The organism is Psychrobacter sp. TB20-MNA-CIBAN-0197 (genome assembly GCF_040309765.1).
GTDB classification, from domain to species: domain Bacteria; phylum Pseudomonadota; class Gammaproteobacteria; order Pseudomonadales; family Moraxellaceae; genus Psychrobacter; species Psychrobacter submarinus.
On sequence record NZ_JBEOPC010000005.1, the window covers coordinates 22,393 to 45,441 of the forward strand.

Annotated in this window: 15 protein-coding genes; 6 read left to right on the forward strand and 9 right to left on the reverse strand. The window is 44.7% G+C overall.

All coding sequences use genetic code 11. From position 1 onward, the window contains the following. Positions 1 to 189: 189 nt before the first annotated feature. From msbA to rsmG, 6 genes are all read right to left on the reverse strand, one after another. On the reverse strand, positions 190 to 1,974 hold the full coding sequence (gene msbA, locus AAEY83_RS02460) for a lipid A export permease/ATP-binding protein MsbA (protein WP_025646644.1): 1,785 nt from the start codon (positions 1,972 to 1,974) through the stop codon (positions 190 to 192). Positions 1,975 to 2,171: 197 nt separating this feature from the next. Continuing rightward, a complete protein-coding gene (locus AAEY83_RS02465; protein ID WP_025646643.1) occupies positions 2,172 to 2,603 on the reverse strand; it encodes an ExbD/TolR family protein in 432 nt (143 codons plus the stop codon). Between the two features lie 60 nt (positions 2,604 to 2,663). Then, entirely contained in the window at positions 2,664 to 3,401 is a 738-nt protein-coding gene (locus AAEY83_RS02470) for a MotA/TolQ/ExbB proton channel family protein (RefSeq protein WP_025646642.1), read from the reverse strand. Positions 3,402 to 3,477: 76 nt separating this feature from the next. Continuing rightward, complete coding sequence (locus tag AAEY83_RS02475; protein ID WP_025646641.1) at positions 3,478 to 4,674, reverse strand: ParB/RepB/Spo0J family partition protein; 1,197 nt, start codon at positions 4,672 to 4,674, stop codon at positions 3,478 to 3,480. 463 nt (positions 4,675 to 5,137) lie between these two features. Further along, on the reverse strand, positions 5,138 to 5,917 hold the full coding sequence (locus AAEY83_RS02480) for a ParA family protein (RefSeq protein WP_025646640.1): 780 nt from the start codon (positions 5,915 to 5,917) through the stop codon (positions 5,138 to 5,140). A gap of 183 nt (positions 5,918 to 6,100) precedes the next feature. Continuing rightward, the gene (gene rsmG / locus AAEY83_RS02485; protein ID WP_037059514.1) at positions 6,101 to 6,802 is read right to left on the reverse strand and encodes a 16S rRNA (guanine(527)-N(7))-methyltransferase RsmG; all 702 of its coding nucleotides are present in this window, start codon (positions 6,800 to 6,802) and stop codon (positions 6,101 to 6,103) included. A 232-nt stretch (positions 6,803 to 7,034) separates the two neighbouring features. Between rsmG and AAEY83_RS02490 the strand changes: the two genes are divergently transcribed. From AAEY83_RS02490 to AAEY83_RS02500, 3 genes are all read left to right on the forward strand, one after another. Further along, positions 7,035 to 9,785: a Lon protease family protein gene (locus tag AAEY83_RS02490; protein WP_025646638.1), complete on the forward strand. Its 2,751-nt coding sequence runs from the start codon at positions 7,035 to 7,037 to the stop codon at positions 9,783 to 9,785. A 299-nt stretch (positions 9,786 to 10,084) separates the two neighbouring features. Next, positions 10,085 to 11,134: a helix-turn-helix transcriptional regulator gene (locus tag AAEY83_RS02495; protein WP_227501941.1), complete on the forward strand. Its 1,050-nt coding sequence runs from the start codon at positions 10,085 to 10,087 to the stop codon at positions 11,132 to 11,134. Positions 11,135 to 11,196: 62 nt separating this feature from the next. Then, the gene (locus tag AAEY83_RS02500) at positions 11,197 to 11,856 is read left to right on the forward strand and encodes a TerD family protein (protein ID WP_025646636.1); all 660 of its coding nucleotides are present in this window, start codon (positions 11,197 to 11,199) and stop codon (positions 11,854 to 11,856) included. 7 nt (positions 11,857 to 11,863) lie between these two features. On the opposite strand, the gene AAEY83_RS02505 is transcribed toward AAEY83_RS02500, so the two are convergent. Beyond that, positions 11,864 to 12,847 carry an ion transporter gene (locus tag AAEY83_RS02505; protein WP_025646635.1) on the reverse strand — a complete coding sequence of 328 codons (984 nt, stop codon included), beginning with the start codon at positions 12,845 to 12,847 and terminating at the stop codon, positions 11,864 to 11,866. 836 nt (positions 12,848 to 13,683) lie between these two features. Between AAEY83_RS02505 and AAEY83_RS02510 the strand changes: the two genes are divergently transcribed. Continuing rightward, positions 13,684 to 14,307 (forward strand): OmpW/AlkL family protein, encoded by a 624-nt coding sequence (locus tag AAEY83_RS02510; protein WP_025646633.1) that lies wholly within the window; start codon positions 13,684 to 13,686, stop codon positions 14,305 to 14,307. A gap of 182 nt (positions 14,308 to 14,489) precedes the next feature. Here the strand turns inward: AAEY83_RS02510 and AAEY83_RS02515 are convergent, their stop codons facing one another. Together AAEY83_RS02515 and aceE are read right to left on the reverse strand one after the other, a co-directional pair. Beyond that, positions 14,490 to 16,265, reverse strand: coding sequence for a 2-oxo acid dehydrogenase subunit E2 (locus AAEY83_RS02515; protein WP_025646632.1), 1,776 nt, complete (start codon positions 16,263 to 16,265; stop codon positions 14,490 to 14,492). A 38-nt stretch (positions 16,266 to 16,303) separates the two neighbouring features. After that, positions 16,304 to 19,117 (reverse strand): pyruvate dehydrogenase (acetyl-transferring), homodimeric type, encoded by a 2,814-nt coding sequence (gene aceE / locus AAEY83_RS02520; protein WP_025646631.1) that lies wholly within the window; start codon positions 19,115 to 19,117, stop codon positions 16,304 to 16,306. A 1,046-nt stretch (positions 19,118 to 20,163) separates the two neighbouring features. Here aceE and AAEY83_RS02525 point away from each other — a divergent pair. Beyond that, a complete protein-coding gene (locus AAEY83_RS02525) occupies positions 20,164 to 22,176 on the forward strand; it encodes a hypothetical protein (protein ID WP_025646630.1) in 2,013 nt (670 codons plus the stop codon). A gap of 360 nt (positions 22,177 to 22,536) precedes the next feature. Continuing rightward, complete coding sequence (locus AAEY83_RS02530) at positions 22,537 to 23,001, forward strand: hypothetical protein (protein WP_025646629.1); 465 nt, start codon at positions 22,537 to 22,539, stop codon at positions 22,999 to 23,001. Positions 23,002 to 23,049: the final 48 nt, after the last annotated feature.

Sequence of the window (23,049 nt, forward strand, 5' to 3'; positions counted from 1 at the left end):
GGTTGCCATCTGATTTGGGAAGTATAGTTGAATCACTTTAAAACCGATGCGGTGCAGCTGGAATTAATTTTGCGCAACATCGAAACAGCGAAGACACAGCATGCAAGAAAAATGAATACCAGTTGCGCGTTCATATTAAGCGTATCGACTTTATTTCGAACTGACTATATAGCAGTCGCTTATCTTTTACTACTCAAAATCGCGCTCATACATCTGCGCGTAATAGCCTTGCTGTTGTAGCAGCGAGTCATGCGTACCAATCTCAACGATACGCCCGCCATCCATTACAGCGATGCGATCAGCGGACTCGATAGTGGTCAGGCGGTGAGCGATAACTAAGGTGGTGCGATCTTTCATAACATTATCGAGCGCTTGCTGGATATAATATTCCGACTCATTATCAAGGGCACTCGTTGCCTCATCTAAGATCAAAATAGGCGCGTCTTTTAATAGCGCACGCGCAATCGACAAGCGCTGGCGCTGGCCCCCAGAGAGCTGCAGTCCTTCTGCGCCTATTTGGCTTTGATAACCTTGCGGCATCTTCATAATAAACTCATGGGCAAAAGCATCTTTTGCCGCGCGCTCAACCTCAGCTTGGCTTTTGGTCGCCAAACTACCATAAGCAATATTCTCAAAGACACTCGTATTAAACAGCACCACTTGCTGATTGACCATCGCAATCTGCGAGCGTAGGCTCTCCAAAGTAATCTCTTCAATAGGCATGCCATCCATCGTGATCTGACCTGAAGACGTCGCTAATGTCCGCGTCAACAAATTGACCAATGATGACTTGCCAGCGCCGCTGCGCCCGACTAGCGCTACCGTTTCGCCTGCTTTTATATCTAAGCTAAAGTCTTGTAAAGCTACCGTTGAGTCAGGATAAACTAAGCCGACTTTATCTAATTGTAGAGCGCCTGAGAGTTTGGGGTTTAAAGTGCCGGTATCTTGCTCCTCAGGCTCATCGATCAGCGCAAATATCGACTCACCCGCTGCGATGCCCTTTTGCAATTTTTGATTGACGTCTGTCAATGAGCGTACCGGTTTACTCAGTAGTCCAGCGGCGGCAATATAAGAGATAAACTCCCCTGCCGAGATGTTATTGATGACTTGCGGACGCAGCGCCAACCACACCACCACCGACATCGCCATCGCCATCAGTAGCTGCACCGCTGGAGTATTAATACTATTGGTCACAACAACTTTCATGCCTTGACGTAGGTTTTTCTTAGACGTCTTATCAAAGCGCTTCGACTCATAAGCCTGACCACCATAGTTTTTGACCACTTGATAGCCGCCAATGACCTCATTGGTGATATGACTGACATCGCCCATCGTTTGCTGAATACCCTTTGAGAGCTTAAGGTAACGCTTAGAGGCGATGCGGATCAGCCATAAGATAGGCGGCAGAACCAAAAACAAAATCAGGGTCAATCGCCAGTTACTGTAGAGTAAAAAGCCTATCAAAGCCACAACCGTTAGACCATCGCGTAACACTGTCTTCATAGAGTCGGTACTGGCAGCAGTGACCTGCTCGACATCGAAGATAAGCTTTGAGGAGATGGTACCGGCAGGATTGGCCAAATAAAACGAGCTTGGTAGCCGTAAAAGCTTGTTAAAGACCTCTACTCGCAGCTCATAGACTAAGTTTCTGGACACTAGCGCTGAATAGTAGTTCCCTAAGAAGCTCCCAACGCCGCGCACGAAAAATAAACCAATAATCAACAAAGGAAATAGGTTTTGTTTGGCTTGATCGTTTTGATTAATTGCGTCAGTAATGTACTGCAGCAGCTTAGCAATCCAAATCTCAGTAGCCGCATTAATCGCAAAGCCAAGCACAGTCAGTAATAGTGCCCACCAATATGGCTTTAAATAACGTAGCAAGCGCAGTAAGGTCTTATGTTTGGGCGGTGCTACTCGCTCAGGCTGAGCTTTAGCCTTATTATTATGAGTATGTGATAGGCGAGATTGGCTCATAAAAGCCCCAAGTTAAAACAAAAGGAATTACTCTTACCAGAGCGGCTGAAAACTGCGACAAAGTATACCATCATGAGGGAGAAGATAGCTATGTCTGCAAAAGACGGTGGATATAGGGTATGGCAGATGAACAAACGTATTATCAATGGTTTAATGACTCAATGATAATGCTGGTTTTTCTGTCGTTTTGCGCGTAATTAGGGCGGCAGCGGCTGACCTAGCGGCACGACAGTACTGATATTAATATTTAAAAATCCCAGTTTGCCAGCGACATCCATCACTTGTACTACGGATTGATGAGTGGCATTTGCATCAGCGGCAATCACGAACAGCAGCTGACGATTACTTCCTGCCTCTTGCTGAAGTAAACTGGTCAATTCTGCGGCATTACTGCTGGCAAGTGCTATACCATTGACCAGATAACTACCGTCTTCTTGTACCGCCACCTCGATACTCTCTTGCTGCTCCACAACATCAACGCCCTCTGCTTCAGGCAGGATAATATTGAGGCGGCTGAAGTGATTAAACGAGGTTGCAAGCAATAAAAATATAATCAAAAACAGCAAGCAATCAATCATTGGCGTCAGATTGATCTCAAGCGGCTCGACAGTAGGCTTTCTAAAACGCATAGCAATCTCTTTGATAGTGCTAAGTAGTGTCAATATTTCAGTATTTGAGCCAATCTTTAACTAAGACTCTAAGCTAAAAGATTTGTTTAAAGAATGATCATGGCTGTGCTGAGTATTTGAGCGCTCTACACCAGCTTTATCGCCTGCTAACAGAGCTGGATCATAGGCTGAATTATGAGCGACATTTAGCAGCTTATAATCATAAAGCTCTTGAATCATCAGCCCCGCTTCAGTCTCAAAATGAGCGTTAATATCAACGATACGCCGCTGAAAGTAGCGGTAGGCAACCAGCGCCGGTATAGCGACAATCATCCCAGCAGCAGTAGTAATCAGCGCTTGCGAGACGCCAGCGGCCAGCAAAGTCGGATCTTGCATAGCGCCATCGGTAATGGCTAAAAACGATGAAATAATACCCAGTACGGTTCCTAACAAGCCTAATAGCGGCGCTATAGCCCCTATTGTACCGAGCATATTGATATTCTTTTCCAATTGATGAATTTGCACGCTCGCCCGGTTTTGCATATGCATTGTCATAGAGTCAAGCCCATACTGGCGATAGAGCAAACCGGTCGCCAGAATATCGCCTAAAGGAGTTTTTTCTTTGACATTGACCAGCTGAGTGCGGCCAATAGTTCCGTTCTCGCGTAAGCGATTGATCAGCTGCTCACGCAGTTTTATCGGTACCACTTTATTGAACTGCAGAGTACTACTCCGTTCGATAATGATAATAAGCGCCACAACTGAACAGATGACAATGGGCATCATTAACCAACCGCCTGCTTTTACCAACTCCCACATAAGGCTTCTCTTTTTTGAGATTTTTTAATATGCTTTATTTATTAACCAGTTTCTGTATCAATAACAGCAATACAGGCTAGCTTTGCACGTTTAGATGTTTGATGAGAGCGGATAGCTCGTCTTGGTTGTGGAAGAATATCTCAACGCTACCTTGACCGCCTTTTTTGTGTTTGAGCTTAACCTGCGCCCCTAGCGCGTCTGTCAAACGCTGGGTCAGGCGCTCGACATCGTGAGTTTGTGCGGCGTTTTTATCCTGCGCTTTTTTGGTAGGCTGCAAGATAGACTTCACCAGCTTTTCAGCCTCGCGCACCGTCATATTCCCATCGATGATTTTTTGGGCGATGATGGGCTGCTGCTTGGAGGATAAAGCCAAAAGCGTACGAGCATGACCCATATCAAGCGCGCCATTTGAAAGGTGGTCTTTGACCGTATCATGAAGCTGATTGAGCCGTAGTAAGTTGGATACTGTGGTACGCGCCTTCCCTACTACCTCAGCAATCATAGCGTGACTCATACCAAACTCAGTATGAAAGCGTTGTAGCGCTGCTGCCTGTTCGATAACAGATAAATCTTCGCGTTGAATATTTTCGATCAAAGCTAGCGCTATAGCAAGCTCATCGGACAAGGCACGCTCTATCGCTGGTATCACTGTTTTATTCGCCATTTTTGCAGCGCGCCAACGACGCTCACCGGCGATGATCTCGTGCGTGACCTCATCCGTACTTTTATCTTCATTGGCGAGTAGCGGTCTTATCACAATAGGCTGCATGACGCCGTGCTGCTCGATAGAAGCCGCCAGTTCTGCGAGCGCCGTCTCACTCATATCGCGGCGCGGTTGGTACTTACCCGCCTGCAGACGACCCACATCTATTTGTACTAAGCTGATTTGATCCTCAGTCGCTGTATTATCTTGCTCATTGCTACGAGGTTTATTATTGCGCGTCTTAACAGGGTTACGAGTAGTACGCGCTGATCGCTTAGCTGGCGCTGGCTCAATATCATTATTAGCATCAGTATCAACAACGGCATCTTGATTGGCAGCTATCGATTTTGGCGCTGCCGCTTTACTGCTTGTCACATTAACGCTTGTAGGAGTGGTAGCACTCTTACCCTTACGAGCCGTGTTATCATTGGCGTCATCGTTCTCAGCATTAGCAGCGCGCGCTGCCATGTCATCCTGCAAGGCTGAGGCGGTAATTTGTTTTTCTTTTTTTATTGACCCTAATAAGGCATCTAAACCTCGATTGGCAGCCAATCCTCGTTTTTTCGCCATGATTCCTTATCCTCTAACGCTACAATAAAAACCAAATGATAATAATGAAGACATTGACTGACTCTTTGACACTGCCATCACTTATAAAAATACTGATTAATGCTAGGGCGTGTTGAACATTCACAAATGCGCACTGCTGATCGCTACTAGTTAATCAAAGCTGTGTTCTAGTCGTCGTTAAAATTGCAGGTAATGCTTATTGCATTGGCTAGCTGATTTTATTTAAACAGTCGCAACGACTAGGGCGATTTTAGCATCAGCCCTAACTACAACAACAGGGACAGGACTATTTTTTGCCACTTTATTGATAAAAATAGACGCTTAGAACGACTAAACTTACTATTTTTATCTGCAAATCGCCTAAAAAATAGTCTCTGTCAGTGCCAAGGTCGAATGTTCAACACGCCCTAATGTTTTAACTTTTTATCACTAACGACTATTTGTCGCTAACAGCTCTGTCACCCTAACCGCTTTGCTCGATGACTTCGTCCGCAAGCTTTTGATACGCTCTAGCGCCCTTTGACCAACGCTCATAAGCCAATACCGGTATGCCATGCGCAGGTGCTTCTGCCAAACGCACGTTTCTAGGAATATGGGTGCGATACATAATATCACCAAAATGCGCATCTAGCTCTTGCGACACGTCATTGGCTAAGGTATTACGCGCGTCAAATAAGGTACGCACGACGCCGCGAATATGCAGCTTAGGGTTGAGCTCAGTTAAGCGCTCTATGGTCTGTGATAAATCGGCTAACCCTTCTAGCGCATAGTACTCGCACTGCATCGGGATAATCACTCCGTCTGTCGCCACCAACGCATTCACCGTCAAAAGATTCAGGCTTGGCGCGCAGTCCAGAATAATATAATCGTAGGGCTGGCTTTGCTGATTCGCTTGCTCTGCCACTAAGTCGCTCAGTGCTGATTTTAGCAGCTCATGGCTATTGGTCTGACCCATCAGGGTAATATCCATACCAGCCAGCTCACGGTTTGCCGCGATGACATCGAATCCGGCTGGGCTTTTAACAATCGCTTCTTGTAACGACACACCATCAAGCAGCACATCGGCTATGGTTAGTTCAAGCTCGTTTTTATGCAGACCGGTGCCGGTAGTGGCATTGCCCTGCGGATCTAAGTCAATCAGCAAAACATGCTGACGCTTATCGGCTAAGCTTGCGGTCAAGTTCACAGCCGTCGTGGTTTTACCGACGCCGCCTTTTTGATTCGCAATGGCTATGATTTCCATACACTCACTCAATTTATTAGGTCTATTACTGGTATTGATATCAAACTTTTTATTTTAACATAGGGTTAGTACTAAGGCTGCTTGCAGCAAATATTGCCAAGCTTTTGTTTCTAGGCTGTTATTATTAACCATGTCGCCTTATCTTGATAACGACTGCTTTATCATACACAAAGTGGCGACAGCTTAGACACTTTTATTGCATAATTCAATTAAATGTCGGCTATCCTGCAACCGAGGCACAGCTAGTTTGATAGTTTTTATCTGCCAAGCCGGCTTTAGCGCTGATAATTCATCGGCGCTTGGCGCTTTACCTTTCATTGCACACAGATAGCCTTGCTCGGCTAATCGCGGCTGCGCCACCGATACAAAATCGGTTAAGCTGGCAAAAGCTCGCGAGGTCACTACTTGATATTGTGCTTCGTGCACTTCAATACGAGCGGCAATAGGCTGCACATTACTCAGACCAAGCTGACTACTGATCTGTCTGATAAAACGGATCTTCTTTTGATTACTATCGAGCGCGGTGCAGTGGCGTTCAGGCTGACAAATGGCAATAATCACTGCCGGCAAGCCTGCACCCGTACCGATATCTAACAAATCCCCGGCTGGTAAATGCGTTATAATAGCCAAACAATCGATAACGTGTTTGATAAGGGCTTCGACAGGATCAGTGATGGCGGTTAGATTATACGCTTTATTCCACAATAAAAGCTGGTCTAAGTACAATAATAACTGGCGCTGCTGGGTCGCGGATAGTGTTAAAGATAACTGCTCAGTTGACTGCGCCAAGATATCTGCGAGTAGCGGCAACTGCGGGCCAAGCTTTGCAAATCCAGTAGGGTCAATAGTAAGGCTGGCGGATGAGGAAGTGGCAGAAGCTGACATATAACACGTTATCCATTATTTAATTGAACCGATTATTTTATCATGCACCTCAACACTTGAATAGTTATAGATTGCGTCAATCTTGGTCATCTTATACTATCTACCTTGTATTGAGTTATGTTAGTCACAGTTACTTTTGCTACTTATCACGTTTATTCCTAGCACTTATCACTTTTACTCCTAACATTGTTTTTTCACCACATTTCTTTTATCTAGATGACTACTATACCCTATGATCAAACCGTCCACTGCTGTTAGCAAACCATCGAAGCTTTCAACTCATACCAATCAGAGTGAGGATAAAGCATCAATAGGCTCTCATCCTGTCTTCGCTGCAACCAAACAGCGCTGCCTGATCGATACCAAGCAATTGAAGCGTTACACTCAAGCTCACCCCTTACCTAATAATACTCGCTGTGCGCCGCCCTTAGATATCGGCTTTGGTCAGCAGCGTGCTATCAAAGCTTTGCAGACGGCAATCGATATCGATGCTAGTGGCTACCATGTTTTTGCCGCGGGCGAAAATGGGCTTGGCAAACGTACCATCATCAGCCGCTTATTGCAGCAAATCGCCGCTCAAAACCCTACGCCTAATGATTGGGTCTATGTGCATAATTTTGCCGATCCGCGTACGCCTTTGTCCTTACATCTGCCAGCAGGACAAGCTAAGCAGTTGCAGCAACAAGTCAATAGCTTATGGCTACAGGCCAAAAAACGCTTAAGTCAGCGCTTTCGTAGCGACTACTATCAAAGCCAGATTGAAGCGATAAAAAATGACGCGCATGAAAAAGAAAGCCATGCTTACGAGGCCTTAAACGCTGAAGGCAAACAATATGACTTAGCTTTGAGTTTTCGCGCCTCGGACAATAAAGCGATGTTTGTGCATCCTAGCCAATTGGCATCAGTAGCTGAGAACCGTACTGATGATGCCCCCAAAAATAACGCTACTGAGCAAAACAGAGCCAATAAAAATACGCAAGCCGATAACGATAAAGGTCACTTCACTCATAAAAACCATATGCAAAAACGCTTCAATCAGCTAACCATTGCCTTAGAGCAATTAGAAGATGAAGCCAATGACACCATTGAAACTCTGCATCGCGATATCGCTGAGCGAGCGCTGCAGCCTTTATTCACTGAAGTGCGCGAGCAGTTCGCGGACCAATCATCTGTGCTTGATTATCTGCAAGCGCTACTTAACGATATGATCGCGCACGCGCCGCACATCGTCAATGGGGATGATGAAGAGTTTGTCACAGCGCTACTGGCCACCACACCGAGTCGATATGCGGTCAACGTCATGGTCAGTCATCAGCCTAATAGCGGCGCGCCGGTGATATTTGAAGACTTACCGACTCACTTAAACCTACTCGGTCATGTGGAGCAAATCACTCAGTTAGGTACAGTGACGACCGATGTCAGTATGATACGTGCCGGCGCCCTACATCGCGCCAATGGCGGTTATCTACTGCTAGAGGCCAGCCACTTGCTTGAGCATCCTTATGCTTGGCAAGGTCTCAAGCGCGCGCTGCAATCGCGCAAGATCAAGCTCTCAAGTCTTGAGCAAATGCTCACCTTGACCGGTAGCTTATCTTTAGCGCCTGCCCCTATCGATCTCGATGTCAAAGTTATCTTGCTGGGTGAAGCGGATCTATATTACGAGCTGTTAGAGCTAGAGCCGGAGTTTGATGCGGTATTTAAGGTGCGCGCAGACTTTCATGACGACGTCATTCGCAGTCAAGAGCATGAGCTCGCGCTAGTCGCGAAGATGGCTGATATTATTGATCATGCCAATCTGTATCCGTTCGATAGCTACGCACAAGCGGCGCTTTTAGAGCATTTGAGCTTACAAGCAGAAGATCAAAACCGGCTTAGCTTACATAGTGATAGCTTGATCAAGCTGCTACACGAGTCCCATCGTCATGCGCGTTTAGATACCAAGACTTCTACGCAGCAAAGCACGAATCAAACTAATGAAACAATCGTTAGCGCTCAGCATGTCAAGCAAGCCATTAACGATATGGATGAACGCTCAGGCTACCTGCGCGACTTGTACTGGGATGAGTTAAAAAACGGTCAGCAACTGATTCAAACGAAGGGAGTAGCCGTTGGGCAAGTCAATGCGCTAACGGTCGTCAGCTACGCTGATAGTGAGTTTGGCATGCCTGCGCGATTGACGGCGGTGATTCAGCCTAACACCGGCGCAGGAGATATCTTAGATATCGAGCGTGATGTCGATCTAGGCGGCAGCTTACATGCAAAAGGCATGCTGATTATGACCAGCTATCTGCGCGCACTATTTAGCGAACATCATGCGCTGAACTTTAGCGCTTCCTTAGCGTTTGAGCAAAGCTACGCTCATATCGACGGCGATAGTGCTACTGTGAGCGAAGCTTGTGCACTCCTATCAGCACTTGCCAACGTGCCTATCAATCAAGCCTTAGCGATTACCGGCTCGATGAATCAATTAGGCGAAGTACAAGCCGTTGGTGGTATTAACGCCAAGATAGCCGGCTTCTTTGACGCTTGCCGCGAGCAAGCGCTAACAGGAGAGCAAGGGGTGGTCATTCCTATGGCCAATGTCAACCAGCTGATGCTCCGTGACGATATTATTAAAGCGGTCGAAGCAGGTCGCTTTTATATCTATGGCGTGCGCACTATCAATGAAGCGCTGACTTTGATGACCGGTCTACCGATTGATACCCTTAATAAAAAAGGTCGCTACCATAAAGAGACTTTATTTGGCAAAATTTTAAGGCGCCTTATCTCATGGGACGAAAGTCAAGCAGCGGATGAGCTGATCGAAGACAAAAAATCTGATAAAAAGGCCAAAAAAAAGCGCAAAGCCAAACGCCAAAAAAAGGCAGATAAGCGCCGCGATGAGCTCAGCGAAAAACGTGATCGCGATAATAACAGCTCAAGCCAAGCAAACGATGATTTAGCCTGCAACGATAATGTAGATAGCGATGAGCGCGGCAGCTAGCGATGAGCGATAAGGCGTATCAGATAGTTTAGCATGCGCAATCATCCCTAGACGCTAGTCATGTTTTCTGCGATGATAAAACCCTTTGATTATGGCGCGTCAATTCGTATTGCTCTACACAAGCAAAGCAGATTTGATGCTATAGTCGATATTGCACTAGAGCTTTGATCTTCAGATATCAAATTTTGATTTTGTTTTGACTTTATATAGGTTATCAGCCAATGACTGCGCAACATACTAAGGCGACTGACACCGATACCATAAAGAATATGGAAAAACCACTGAGCGACTCTGATGCTATGAGTTCAGCTGGCGATCTTGCGGCTGATTCGGCAGCTAGCCGCCATGGTGCCGCTACCACTGCGCGGCAATGGCAAGTATTATCGCAACTACAGCGCAATCGCTGGGTCGGTACGACTCATATTTATGAGCAGCTAAAATTAGCCGGATTTGATATTAGCTTGCGTACCGTACAGCGCGATCTCAACGCCTTAGCTAAGCGCTTTCCTATTGAGAAAAACAATGCTAATCCGCAAGGCTGGCGCTGGCGTGACGATGCGCCATTACAGAGCCTGCCGCATATGAATCTATCGCAAGCGGTCGCCTTCAACATGGTCGAGGCCAATCTGACCCAGCTGTTGCCGCCCGCTATCTTAGATGAGTTATTTCCTTGGTTTGATCTGGCGCGCCGTCAGCTCAAAAACAGCAAAGTCACCCATTCATGGCTCGACCGCGTGCGTATTGAGCCGGCAACGCAGCCGCTAATCGCGCCGCCTATCGATATAGAAAGTAAAGACAACATCTATCATGCACTATTTTATCAACAACAAATCAAAGCTCGTTATACGCGTAGCAATAAAAGTGAGGCTAGCGAATATACCCTAAACCCTATTGCCATTATTCAGCGCGGGGTTATTATCTATCTGTTAGCCACGCGTACAGATGACCCTGAGCTCATTATTCGCACCTTTGCGCTGCATCGGTTTGCGAGTGTTGAGATATTAGAGACCAGTGCGATAACGCCTGAGGATTTCCTATTAGACAGCTATCTAGATGCTGGCGGTATGGGCTTTAGCCATCCGCTACTGAGCCAGCTACCCGATCATGGCAAGAATACTGCTGTCGAGCTGACCTTTACAAGACGGGCAGGTAAAAGCTTGACCGAAAGCCAGCTCAGTGAAGATCAAACCGTCACTATCAATGATGACGATACTTTGAGCGTGAAAGCGACCGTCAATATGACCTCACAATTGGTCTGGTGGCTGCGCGGCTTTGGTGACGGTTTACTAGCTGCCAAACCTGATCTGCTTTATCAAGCGGTCTTAGGAAACAGTCATAATCCACTATAAGCTTTTACCAAACTCATTAGGCTCAAACAAATAATAAAAACCGCCGTTATTGAAGGATATTTATGTCAGTCTCTACCCCTACACTGCCTTTATCAGAGAGCTTAAGCGCTCTTGGTTTCGCCACAGATAGATTGTTTTTTGCGATGAATTATCAATTCACGCCGCCAAAAGCGACCGGACTAAAAAAACGCCTCAAACAAAATGACAAAGCTATCGATGTCGATATTGCCTGCGTACTCTATGATAATGATTGTGTCATAGATGATATCGTTTGGTTCAAGCAGCTGCGTGATAAAGCGGAGTCAGTAAGGCATCAAGGCGATAGCCTAAATGGTAAAGATCGCGGTGAGCAGGCTTTATATAATGCGCCCTTAGATCAAGAACAAATCCGCCTATATTTAGATCATATTCCCGCTCATATTCGTCATGTGGCTATGATTGTCCATTCCTACAATCAACAACCGCTTGCCGGCGTAGAAGCCGGTGAAGTGCACTTGAGTGACGACGAATACAACCGAGCTTTTACTGTCGATCTAAAACAGCTGCCGCGTGACTGCTACGGACTTTGGGTCGCAAACTTGCGCCGCGGAGTTGATGACTGGTATCTAACGGTGCAGCAGCTACCTCTAGAAGCTAAAGATATCGAAAAATTAGCGCAGCAAGTCGCCCACGAACTTGCTCGCGCGCTACCGATTGCACAGCCAACGGCCACTCCTCTTTAGAGAGCCGTTAGCGTAGTGCCTCTCCGCAGTGCGGGCAGAAGTTTTTTGCTTTAGAGACTTCTTTTTCGCGGCGCTCAAGCTCCTGCTCACGCAGCACTTGTAGCACAATATCTTGCGCCTGCTCGCGATCCAGCCCAAGCTCGCGGCGGATTTTGTCGATCATCGCCTGATTTTGCACCAGATCAAAATCACTTTCAATCAGCTGCTCACGAAAGTCTTGTTCTAGCTCATCACGGCGCTGCGTCAGCTCATTAGCAAGGCCTGTGGCCAAAATACCCGCGGGTAGCGCCGCCAAGCCTACCCCTAAGATGGTAATAATCGCGCCTAATATTTTACCAGCGTTGGTAATCGGTGTGACATCCCCGTAACCAACCGTCGTTAAAGTCACCACCGCCCACCACATCGCTTTAGGTATCGACTCAAACTCTTCTGGCTGGGCGTGATTCTCCACTAAGTAGATACCACTAGACGCTGTCACTATCATAATGATTAAGATAAAAATGACCGCTTGGAACGAGCCTTTTTCTTTACTGATGACCACCAGTAAAATACGCATTGAAGCAAAATAGCGGGTAAGCTTCAAAATACGAAATAAACGCAGTATCCGCAAGAAGCGCAGATCGATAGTCACAAAGAAGTTTAAGAAAGCTGGCGCAATTGCGATCAAGTCGATCAAGGCTGAGGGACTCTTTAGCCACTCCCAGCGTTGCTGCCAAGTGGTGTTATCAGGTTTTGCCTCGGCCACGCTCCATAACCGCAGTAAATACTCTATCGAAAACACCACGATTGAGAAGTTTTCAAATAACGTAAAATACTCTTGATAAGGGTAATACCACTGGTCAGCAGACTCAGCGATCACCGCTGTGACGTTAGCCATGATTAAGAAAATTAGGAAGTAATCAACACTACGGCTAACTAGCGTGTCATGTTCATCGTTTTGCAAAACATTATAGACGAAGAGCCGAGTTTGCCTGATGGGGTGAAAGGCCATGCTGATCCTTTTAACAAGAGCGATAGTTAAAATAGTTAAAACAGTTAAATACAGAGAAGACGTTACGAGGTTTAAAGTTTACCACTCTAAGCACATAGCTGGTATGTAGTAAAATCAAATTTATGGCAAATAGTGACTAACTTTATTAGAAGTCCTGAGCTTAAAAGATCTGTTTACACTGATTGATAAGCTTTCAATGTTTATCAAAATTCTAGGGCTTATCAAACTTTCATTGCTTATCAAACTTTCATTGCTTATCAAACTTTCATTGCTTATCAAACTTTCATTGCTTATCAAAACTGATTTAGCACACGGAATCGTTCATTACTTATAAAGAAAATTGTTTTAGATTGATAGTCCATAATAAATATAAATGAGCGCTAACAGCAAAAGGATAAAAACGACTAACCCTAGTTGTAGCACGCGCTGCTCTATAACTGAGCCGCTATTGCTAGTATCAGATACTAAAGCGAGACCACACTGAGGGCAACTATTACTTGTCTCACTTAAGACTGTCATTGACATCGCTTTGCTACAACGAAGCGGCGAATTACTACAATAACCTGTCATCTATCCCTCCTTATCACAAAGCGCTATTAATATTTTATATCCATTCTCTTTTTAACTTTAATATTCATCTAAATCCTTTTGAGACCCATCTATAATCAAAAAACCTTGCTAATATATTTTAATTCACTACTCTTTGTAAGGTTTTTATATTATAATAAACATAAGATAAACACTTTATCTTATCACTGTAACATAGGATATCAGAACTGGTGTCATCCCTCACTAGTCATTCGCTGATAGTCACTTATTACCTTAAGGATCAAATGATGAAACTACAATCCCTAGTTTTAGCTGCTGCTACTGCCCTGACTATGACTTCCGCCTTTGCCGTACCTGCTGGTACTTGGAGTATCGCTGCCGGTGCTCATATGGTTGACCCAAAAAGCGATAACGGTACTTTGGCTGACGGTGCTTTTTCTGTTGAAGTTGATGACGATATTCGTCCGACGATCAGTGGTGAGTATTTTATCGCCAATAACGTTGGCATTGAGCTACTAGCCGCTATTCCGTTTCATCATGACATCACTTTGACCGATGCAAACGGCGACACAGTTGACGGTAAAACCCAGCACCTACCACCTACGCTATCACTGCAGTATCACTTCGATGGCTATAATATGCCAATGAACCTTAAGCCATTTGTAGGCGTAGGCGTGAACTACACCACTTTTTTTGAAGAAAAGGTTGCTCTTGGCGACTTAGAGCTTGACGACAGCGTAGGCGTTGCCGGTCATGTCGGTCTTGACATTCCATTTGCACCAACAGAAGCCTTCCGTATCGATGCGCGCTACATGGATATCAAAACTGATGCCAAGCTTGACGGTAATGACATCGGCGAAGTAGACATCAGCCCTTGGGTTTATGGTATTGCTTTCGTTAAACAGTTCTAATATTGCTAATAGGTCTTACCACAGACGCTAGAAAAAGCCAGCTTATTTGCTGGCTTTTTTTTGTTTGGTTGAACGGTTATTCAAAGCCTATATTAAAAACGACGGGCACAACAAGTATAAAAAAAGACCGTCCTTAGACGATCTTTTGATAACATTAATGGTAAATATTAGATAGAAGCTATTTATAACAAAATACGGCGCGGATCCGCTAACAAAGTCGTAATATAGCGAGTAAATACCGCGGCATCAGCGCCATTGATCACTCGGTGATCATACGATAAAGATAACGGTAACATCAGACGCGGCTCAAAAGTCTGCTTACTCTCATTCCAGCGCGGCTGCATACTGGCTTCAGACACGCCTAAGATACCGACTTGTGGCCAGTTGACCAGCGGCGTAAATGCCGTACCGCCTAAATTCCCTTGGCTCGAAATCGTAAAGCTCGCGCCTTGCAAGTCTTTAGCGCCAAGCTTTTTATCACGAGCCTTACCTGCCAGCTCGCCAATCTCGATAGCGATTTGTTTGAGACCTTTGTCTTGTACGTTTTTTATCACTGGCACAATAAGACCGTCATCGGTTGCCACCGCAATGCCCATATTCACCGTTTTACGTAGAATCAGCTGCGTATTATCATCGCTTAAATGACTATTAAAGCGCGGATGCTGGGTCAAAGCATAAGCGGTCGCTTTGACAATAAAGGCCAAAATTGTAAAACCAATACCTTCTGCTTTCATACCTCCTTTGAGCTCGCTACGCAGTTTTTCTGTCTCAGTAATATCGGAGAGATCAAATTGCGTGACTTGCGGCAAGTAAGTATTGTAATTGAGCTGCGGAATCGAGACCTTTTGTAGACGACTTAAGTCTTCTATTTCAGTCTCGCCCCAAATCTCTTTATTACTCATATCTGGCAAGCTTGGTAAGCTGCCACGCTCTACACTACCGCTAGTCGTCGCAGCTTTTTGAGTGGTTAGACTCTTTTTGACATGAGCAAATAGATCTTCTTTTAAGATACGATCATTGAGCGCTGAGCCGGATACTTGGGTGATATCTACGCCCAATTGACGCGCCAGCTTACGTACGGCGGGACCGGCATACACCTCTGTGAGCTTCTCATTCACTTGCGCTTCGGTAAGCTTACCGCCAGAGCTTTTAGTCTGACTATCAGTAGTAGTCGACTTACTTGCCGATGGCGCTGCAGCTTGTTTGGGCTCGCCTGTTTTATGCTGCTCTGAGGATGCACTCTCGTTTGCTGATTGCTTAGCTTCTGATTCCTTTTTAGACGTTTGATTATCAGCAGTCGAACCATCTGAACTATTGGTGTTATCTGCACTACTGCCAACAATCACGATAAAGTCTTGGCCATTGGCGACCATGTCACCTGCTTGCACGAGGATTTTCTCAATAGTACCGGTCTCGGGTGCGGGCACTTCCACCGACGCTTTATCAGACTCGATGAGCAAGATAGAGTCATCAGCGGTGACCTTATCACCCACGCTGACCATAATCTCCGCCACTTGCGCTTCTTCGACGCCTAAGTCTGGCAACGCGTGAGTCGTTGTACTGCCAGTACTCTCTTCAGGCTCAGAAGTATCAGACTTATCCTTTGTCTGCTCTGCTTTATCGTTATTTGTAGCAGCTGCTTCTGTAGATTTACTATCCTCCGTATCCGCTTCAGGCTGTTTTTGCTCATTTTTAGAGCTATCATCAGACTCATCATCTGCGCCGCTATCGGCATCGCTATCGACCTCGATTAGCACCATGCCTTCGCTCACTTGGTCACCAACCTCAACGTTGATTTTGCTGACTTTACCAGCAGCAGAGCTTGGTACTTCCACTGATGCCTTGTCAGACTCTAATAAAATGATATTGTCGTCTTTAGCAATTATATCACCGACCGCTACCATGATCTCACTGACTTCGGCGCTCTCGACACCTAAATCGGGGGCTTTAATATCCATCCTAGTTTCTCCTTATTATATCGTCACGTAATTGTGGGCTATTCTTTGATGTCATCATCATTTAGCAATTCGGCGTCGGCTTGATCTTCGGCGCGGCCTTCGCTAGAGATTTCATCATCATCTTCACCGACAAAATCAGGAACAGGATTTGGATTGACGTTATCTGGTGCTGGAGCGTCTGGGAAATGATCATAATGGGGCTGCTGCTGCCAAGCAGGCGGCTGATCGACTTCTATGCCGAAGCTTGAGATCGCATCTTTGACTAAGCGCATCTCAACCTCGCCCTCGTCTGCTAAGCGCTTGAGCGTCGCCACCACGATATGAGCGGCATCAACGTTAAAGAAGCTACGCAGCTGCTCACGAGTATCTGAGCGACCATAGCCATCGGTACCTAAAGTGATATATGGGCGGTTATCTGGTAGCCATGCTCGAATTTGCTCAGAGTAATTCCGCATATAATCTGTGGCAGCCACGACGATACCTTTATGTGGCGCTAATTGCTCTGTGACCCAAGGCACGACCTCTTCCTCCATCGGATGCAAGCGGTTGTAGTCATCACAAGCCATACCATCACGAGTCAGCTCATTGAAGCTGGTCACGCTCCAGACGTTTGCGGTGATATTGAACTCATCGTTAAGGATTTGCGCCGCTTTTTGTACTTCGCGCAAAATGACCCCTGAGCCTAATAGCTGCACTTGGCTTGAGCCATTATCTTCAAGCAAGTACATGCCGCGCTTGATGCCTTCCTCTACGCCCTCTGGCATCGCTGGCTGCTCATAGTTTTCGTTCATCAGCGTTAAGTAATAATAGACGCGCTCACCCTCGCCATACATCCGGCGCAGACCATCATGCATAATGACGGCTAGCTCATAACCAAAGCACGGGTCGTAGGTCACGCAGTTGGGCACAACGCCAAATAAAATCTGCGAATGGCCATCTTGATGCTGTAAGCCCTCACCATTTAGGGTGGTACGGCCTGCGGTGGCGCCTAATAAGAAGCCTTGCGCTTGACAGTCGCCTGCTGCCCAAGCCAGATCGCCGACACGCTGGAAACCAAACATTGAGTAGTAAATATATAGCGGAATCATCGGCAGCGCATTGACTGAATAGCTGGTCGCCAGCGCAATCCAAGTACTCATCGCACCTGCTTCGTTGATGCCTTCCTCTAACATATGACCATCGATAGCTTCTTTATAACCCATCAGCGCTTCGCTATCCTCTGGCGTGTATTTTTGTCCAGAAGCAGAATAAATCCCTAACTGACGGAACATGCCTTCTAAACCAAAGGTACGCGCTTCATCAGGAACGATAGGCACGACGCGGTCTTGGATATCTTTGTCCTTTAGCATCGCCGATAGCAGACGCACAAACACCATCGTCGTTGATTGCTCTTTACCTTTACTACCCTTAAGCACGCGATCAAAGATAGACAAATCCGGAATATTAAGCGGGATATGACCACTACGGCGGTTAGGCAGATGTCCGCCTAGCGCTTCACGGCGACCTTTTAGATACTTCATCTCCGCAGAATCCTCTTCTGGGCGATAAAAAGGCAGCGTCTCTAATTGCTCATCCGTAAACGGCAAATCAAAACGATCACGGAAATACATCAACGACTCATGATCGAGCTTTTTGATCTGATGCGATTTATTGACCGCTTGCGCTTGCGTCGATAAACCATATCCTTTGACTGTTTTTACTAGTACAACGGTTGGCTGACCTTTGGTCTTCATCGCCTCACTGAAGGCGGCGTAGACTTTCACCGGATCGTGGCCGCCGCGATTCAAGCGAGAGATATCCTTATCAGATAATTCATTGGCCATCTCTTCAAGCTCAGGATATTTCCCAAAGAACTCTTTACGCACAAAGCTTGGATCACGCGCCTCATAGAGCTGATATTCGCCATCGACCGCTTCTTCCATACGGTGCTTGAGTACTCCAGTGTCATCTTTGTCGAGTAGATTATCCCACTGGCCGCCCCAAATGACCTTGATAACGTGCCAACCGGCGCCGCGAAATACCGACTCTAGCTCTTGAATGATTTTGCCGTTACCACGTACTGGGCCATCGAGACGCTGCAGATTACAGTTGATGACCCAAATGAGGTTATCAAGCTTCTCGCGGCCAGCAAGAGAAATGGCTCCCAAGCTCTCTGGCTCATCAGTCTCGCCATCCCCTAAGAATGTCCAAATCTTGCGGCCTTCAAACTCAAGTAAGCCGCGGTTTTCCATATAGCGGTGCACATGCGCATGATAAATCGACATGATGGGGCCCAGACCCATAGACACCGTTGGGAACTGCCAATAATCAGGCATCAAATAAGGATGCGGATAGCTCGACAAGCCTTTACCGCCAACTTCGCGGCGAAAATTCTCTAGTTGATCCTCACTCAAACGCCCTTCTAAATATGAGCGCGCGTAGATACCGGGCGCGGAGTGACCTTGATAATAGATCATATCACCACCGAAGTGATCATTAGCGGCACGGAAAAAGTGATTAAAACCCGTCTCATACAGCGTAGCGCTAGAGGCGAATGTCGCTAAATGCCCACCCAAATCATCATCGTTCTTATTCGCGCGCATCACCATAGCCAGCGCGTTGTAGCGAATGAGCGCCCGAATCTTACGCTCTATGCCCAAATCACCGGGGTACATCGGCTCGTCTTCGACTGCGATACTATTGATATAAGCGGTGTCCAAACGGTTAAATGGCAAGCCCTCTTGTACCGACATGTTATAGAGCGCTTTTAATAAAAACTGGGCACGATCCTTGTCGGCATGCTTAATCACTGATTCAAAAGCATCTAGCCATTCCTGTGTTTCGGTGCTATCGGCATCCTTGTAATAATTCATCTTTACTTGTCCTTTTTATGAGTCATTCCTGTTTGCTACAGGATGGGTGGTTTCGCTTAAATACTAAGGTGAGACTTATTGGTTATAAAATAAGGTGAAAGCCTGTCATTAAGGCTTCTATATTACTTTATGTATAACTGTTATTCATTAAAATAATGAAGAAACAGACAATTTTGCAACTTCCTTATATTGCCAAAGGGTACTGTCTACTGATTTGGGTTTCAATGCGAGGCTGACATGAGAGGACTTTGTCAATTGGGTTGAGAACAATCGCAATCTAAAAGTCAGTTTACATATAATCACTGAGCTCTATTATAGGCGCTTATGAGCTAAATGTTTATGGCTATTAGTAAATACCGATACGTTAGGCATTTTTTAGAAAAATAGCGCTGTAAAAGCGATCCTATTCTTACAATATTCCTGCTATCTACCTGCTTCCTATTTATCAATTTAAGCGCAATATAAAAAACATAAGTTCGTGAATCCGTAATAATCTAATAAACTACTCGTCTAATTTTTTGATTTTATAATTATGCTGGATAACGAATATGACCAAATTTATCATTAACATCCTAGTTTTTGACAAATTTTGGTCAATGCAGAACTTGTCCTGTATAACTAAAAGTTATTGGGTCATCTCGTCATACCTTATCTGTCTTAAATTTTAAGCTGCACTATAAAATGCAGCTAATCCTTTATACAAAAAGGCCTGTAGCGTATTTCCCTATAATTATATTAAGAGTTAGAGATTGCTTTGGCATACTTATTGCCGTGTTTATAGTCAGTAATAGTTGTATGAGCGGTATATCGTTTTATTTAACCGTTTATCAAAGAGGTATAAAAAACACTCCTTTCATTAAATAGATGCAATGAACTATAAAACAAACATAAGTTTACTTAAATAACCTTCTATCCTATGATACCTACCGTTCATCGAAAAGTTTAACAAGCTGCATAAATATAGCTAAAATTATGGCATTCATTAGCAAGAAATGTATTGCCTACGCCAAAGATATCGAATAAATAATTATATTAAAGGTGACAAAATGCGTCAGTCTCATAAATTTTTAGAAGCTATCGATATGTCTTTATATCGTAGGTACTTACAACAGCTGTTGGTTATATTTACTACATTAGTATTTAGTAGCTATACTATAGCAGCAGTAACTTGTGATGCTGGTTTTGTCTCTGATGAGTTTGCGCCAGCTGATTATGGAAATTTGGGATCTAATGCCTCTCCACCTGTGCTTGGTATTAATCAGCTTTTAAATGGTATTAAAAATGAAAGCTATATTATTGCTTCTAACAGTTTAAATACGGTCGCTACTGGAACTTTAGAGACAAGAGGCTCAAATTTTTATAGACCTAAAACGTTGACTGGCGGCGTCGAGTCGTTCGAGCTTTTCCAAGACTTTACTGATAAAGCAGGTACTCGTACTGTTTCATATACTTTTAATAATAAGTTTACTGAGAAACCGCAAGCGCTTAAAAATGTAAGTCTAAGTATTTATGATATAGATGCAAATTACGCTCGAACTGGTATTTTTACAGGTACCAGATACTTTGAGTTTTCTGACCAAGTTACGATAACAGGTATTACTAGTTCAGGCACAAGTGTAATTCCAATTCGAAAGTATAGTGGTGCTGGAATGACAACTACTGCACCTTATCGCCAAACGACCACAACTTCTGACGTTCTATGTAGCACAGACTCAATAGACGAGAAATGCAAAGTGTCGGTAGCTTTTGATCAACCTATAGTCAGAGTAGATGTAACTTACGGCAATAATCCTAATTTAGAATATTATGACTTTAATAGTATCGGCAACCCAGGTGACCAACTAATTAATATTGTGTTTGATGGCTACTGCTATCAACCGCAGCCGCGTCTAACATATACAAAAGCGCTTTCAACTTCTCGTAAAAAAAATACGGATCAATTCACTGTTCAAATTAAAGACAATGCAGATAATTCGGTAGTTACGAGTGGCATTACTTCTGTTACTACAACGGGATCGAATAACACTGTCACGACTGGTACAGGTACTACAGGAACTTTCAAAGTTAACCCTACCAAAACCTATACATTGACAGAGTCAGGCTCAGGATCGACAAATTTAGCAGATTATAATGCCTTATATGCTTGTAGAAAATCAGGACCAAATGGGGCGACAATTACTACGTTGAACCCTAATAGTTTACAGCTTACTTATGGTGATGATTGGACTTGTACAGTCACAAATGGTCTAAAGTCTTACACATTCACTGGATATGTCTTTAACGATAATGGTGGTATTTCTAGCGAAGATAAATTTGATACATCGAGCACCTTTACAGGTAACTCAGCTTACTTTAACGGCATTTATGATCGCTCAGTTGAATCAGGAATAAACGACATTAATGTTCAAATACGTCTTACCAATTGTAGTGATACAACCTACGCTACAACTTCAATTAATGAAGAAGGAAAATACAGCTTTAGTTTCCCTAGCAACTTTATAAGTGTAGGACAATCAGGCTGCGTAGTTCAAGACGAGCCGAATGAATGGACTTATAGTGTCGATACCACTGCTAACGAGATACCTATCACGATTACTGAAGGTAACTATACCTACGATAATCTAAATTTCGGTGAGGTACAAATTAATAATACTGCATTGGTACTTGAAAAACAGCAGTACGTCCATGATTGTAGTGCCACTCTTAACTACTCTAGTATTCTTGATAACGAGACTGATCCCAGTCTGGGTTTTAGTGAGGTGACGGCTAAAGTCGATCCCGGTCAGTGTATCGCCTATAAAATCACCGCGACCAATCGCGGCAATATCGTGCTTAATAACATCGTTATCAGCGACACCTTGCAAAAAGAAGGTGTTGACGGTGCTACAGTGACATCAACGCTAGCTGATGCGATTAGCACTGCTGATGGCTTCGCTACTGATCGAGCGATAGGTTATAACGGCACGATAACCACTCAACCCTTTAGTTTAAATAAAGAAGCTCCACGTTCCTTCTATTTCAATACCCAGTACGGCACCACTAACGGTAGCAATCCTTAACTTCAATCCTATCGCTCATCCCACTACCTATACTCAAGTCACAGCTATTGTGGCTTGAGTACCTTATCTAAAGCACTGATTCAAGAATTACTTTTCTACCTACGAATACCTTGCCATCTATCAGATTTCCAATACCATCTATCGGTTTTTAGATGATTATTGCGCCCTTCTCTGTAAAAATACAGCCTGTAATCAAATGCCCCATATTTGTCTATATTAAGGAACGCAGATATAGTGTTGGCATAGATATTGCTTATGTAACTTCAAACAGCTATCTAAAGTTATTATTAAAGATCGCAAATAAGCCAAATCAACACTATGACTTTTACGAATAATCGCGACATAAGCAAGGATATATTTATGAAATACGCCACTACTCTACGTAATGCACTACTCGCTACGCTAGCCTCAGTCAGCTTGATGGGCTTGGCTCATGCTGAAGATGCGCTCAAGATGCAGCTATCTGCTAATAAGGTTGTGACCAATAGTGAAGGTAAGGTTTCTTACGTGCCAGTTAATACGGCACCTGCTGGTACGGTTGTACAGTACAAAGCGACTTACTCTAATACCATTAATCAAGATATCCAAGACTTAGAAGTGGTGTTGCCTATTCCTGCCAACATGACGTTCACCGGTGAAGCAGTTCCCGCTAGCGCTCAAGCCAGCATCGATAATAAGAACTACGCCGATATGCCACTGATGCGCAAGGTAAACGGCAAGATGGTCAAAGTCCCTTATTCTGAATACAAATCACTGCGCTGGAATATCAAGTTATTACCTGCGCAAAAGTCAGCAAACGTTGCGCTCAATACTGTCGTTAATTAAGCCATTTCTAACCGTGCGTTTCTTTTAACCTTCACCTTAGCTTTTTAA

Excerpts from the sequence above, each read along its gene's own strand:
- msbA (WP_025646644.1), bottom strand. The coding sequence starts at position 1,974 with ATGAGCCAATCTCGCCTATCACATACTCATAATAATAAGGCTAAAGCT.
- AAEY83_RS02465 (WP_025646643.1), bottom strand. The coding sequence starts at position 2,603 with ATGCGTTTTAGAAAGCCTACTGTCGAGCCGCTTGAGATCAATCTGACG.
- AAEY83_RS02470 (WP_025646642.1), bottom strand. The coding sequence starts at position 3,401 with ATGTGGGAGTTGGTAAAAGCAGGCGGTTGGTTAATGATGCCCATTGTC.
- AAEY83_RS02475 (WP_025646641.1), bottom strand. The coding sequence starts at position 4,674 with ATGGCGAAAAAACGAGGATTGGCTGCCAATCGAGGTTTAGATGCCTTA.
- AAEY83_RS02480 (WP_025646640.1), bottom strand. The coding sequence starts at position 5,917 with ATGGAAATCATAGCCATTGCGAATCAAAAAGGCGGCGTCGGTAAAACC.
- rsmG (WP_037059514.1), bottom strand. The coding sequence starts at position 6,802 with ATGTCAGCTTCTGCCACTTCCTCATCCGCCAGCCTTACTATTGACCCT.
- AAEY83_RS02490 (WP_025646638.1), top strand. The coding sequence starts at position 7,035 with ATGATCAAACCGTCCACTGCTGTTAGCAAACCATCGAAGCTTTCAACT.
- AAEY83_RS02495 (WP_227501941.1), top strand. The coding sequence starts at position 10,085 with ATGAGTTCAGCTGGCGATCTTGCGGCTGATTCGGCAGCTAGCCGCCAT.
- AAEY83_RS02500 (WP_025646636.1), top strand. The coding sequence starts at position 11,197 with ATGTCAGTCTCTACCCCTACACTGCCTTTATCAGAGAGCTTAAGCGCT.
- AAEY83_RS02505 (WP_025646635.1), bottom strand. The coding sequence starts at position 12,847 with ATGGCCTTTCACCCCATCAGGCAAACTCGGCTCTTCGTCTATAATGTT.
- AAEY83_RS02510 (WP_025646633.1), top strand. The coding sequence starts at position 13,684 with ATGAAACTACAATCCCTAGTTTTAGCTGCTGCTACTGCCCTGACTATG.
- AAEY83_RS02515 (WP_025646632.1), bottom strand. The coding sequence starts at position 16,265 with ATGGATATTAAAGCCCCCGATTTAGGTGTCGAGAGCGCCGAAGTCAGT.
- aceE (WP_025646631.1), bottom strand. The coding sequence starts at position 19,117 with ATGAATTATTACAAGGATGCCGATAGCACCGAAACACAGGAATGGCTA.
- AAEY83_RS02525 (WP_025646630.1), top strand. The coding sequence starts at position 20,164 with ATGCGTCAGTCTCATAAATTTTTAGAAGCTATCGATATGTCTTTATAT.
- AAEY83_RS02530 (WP_025646629.1), top strand. The coding sequence starts at position 22,537 with ATGAAATACGCCACTACTCTACGTAATGCACTACTCGCTACGCTAGCC.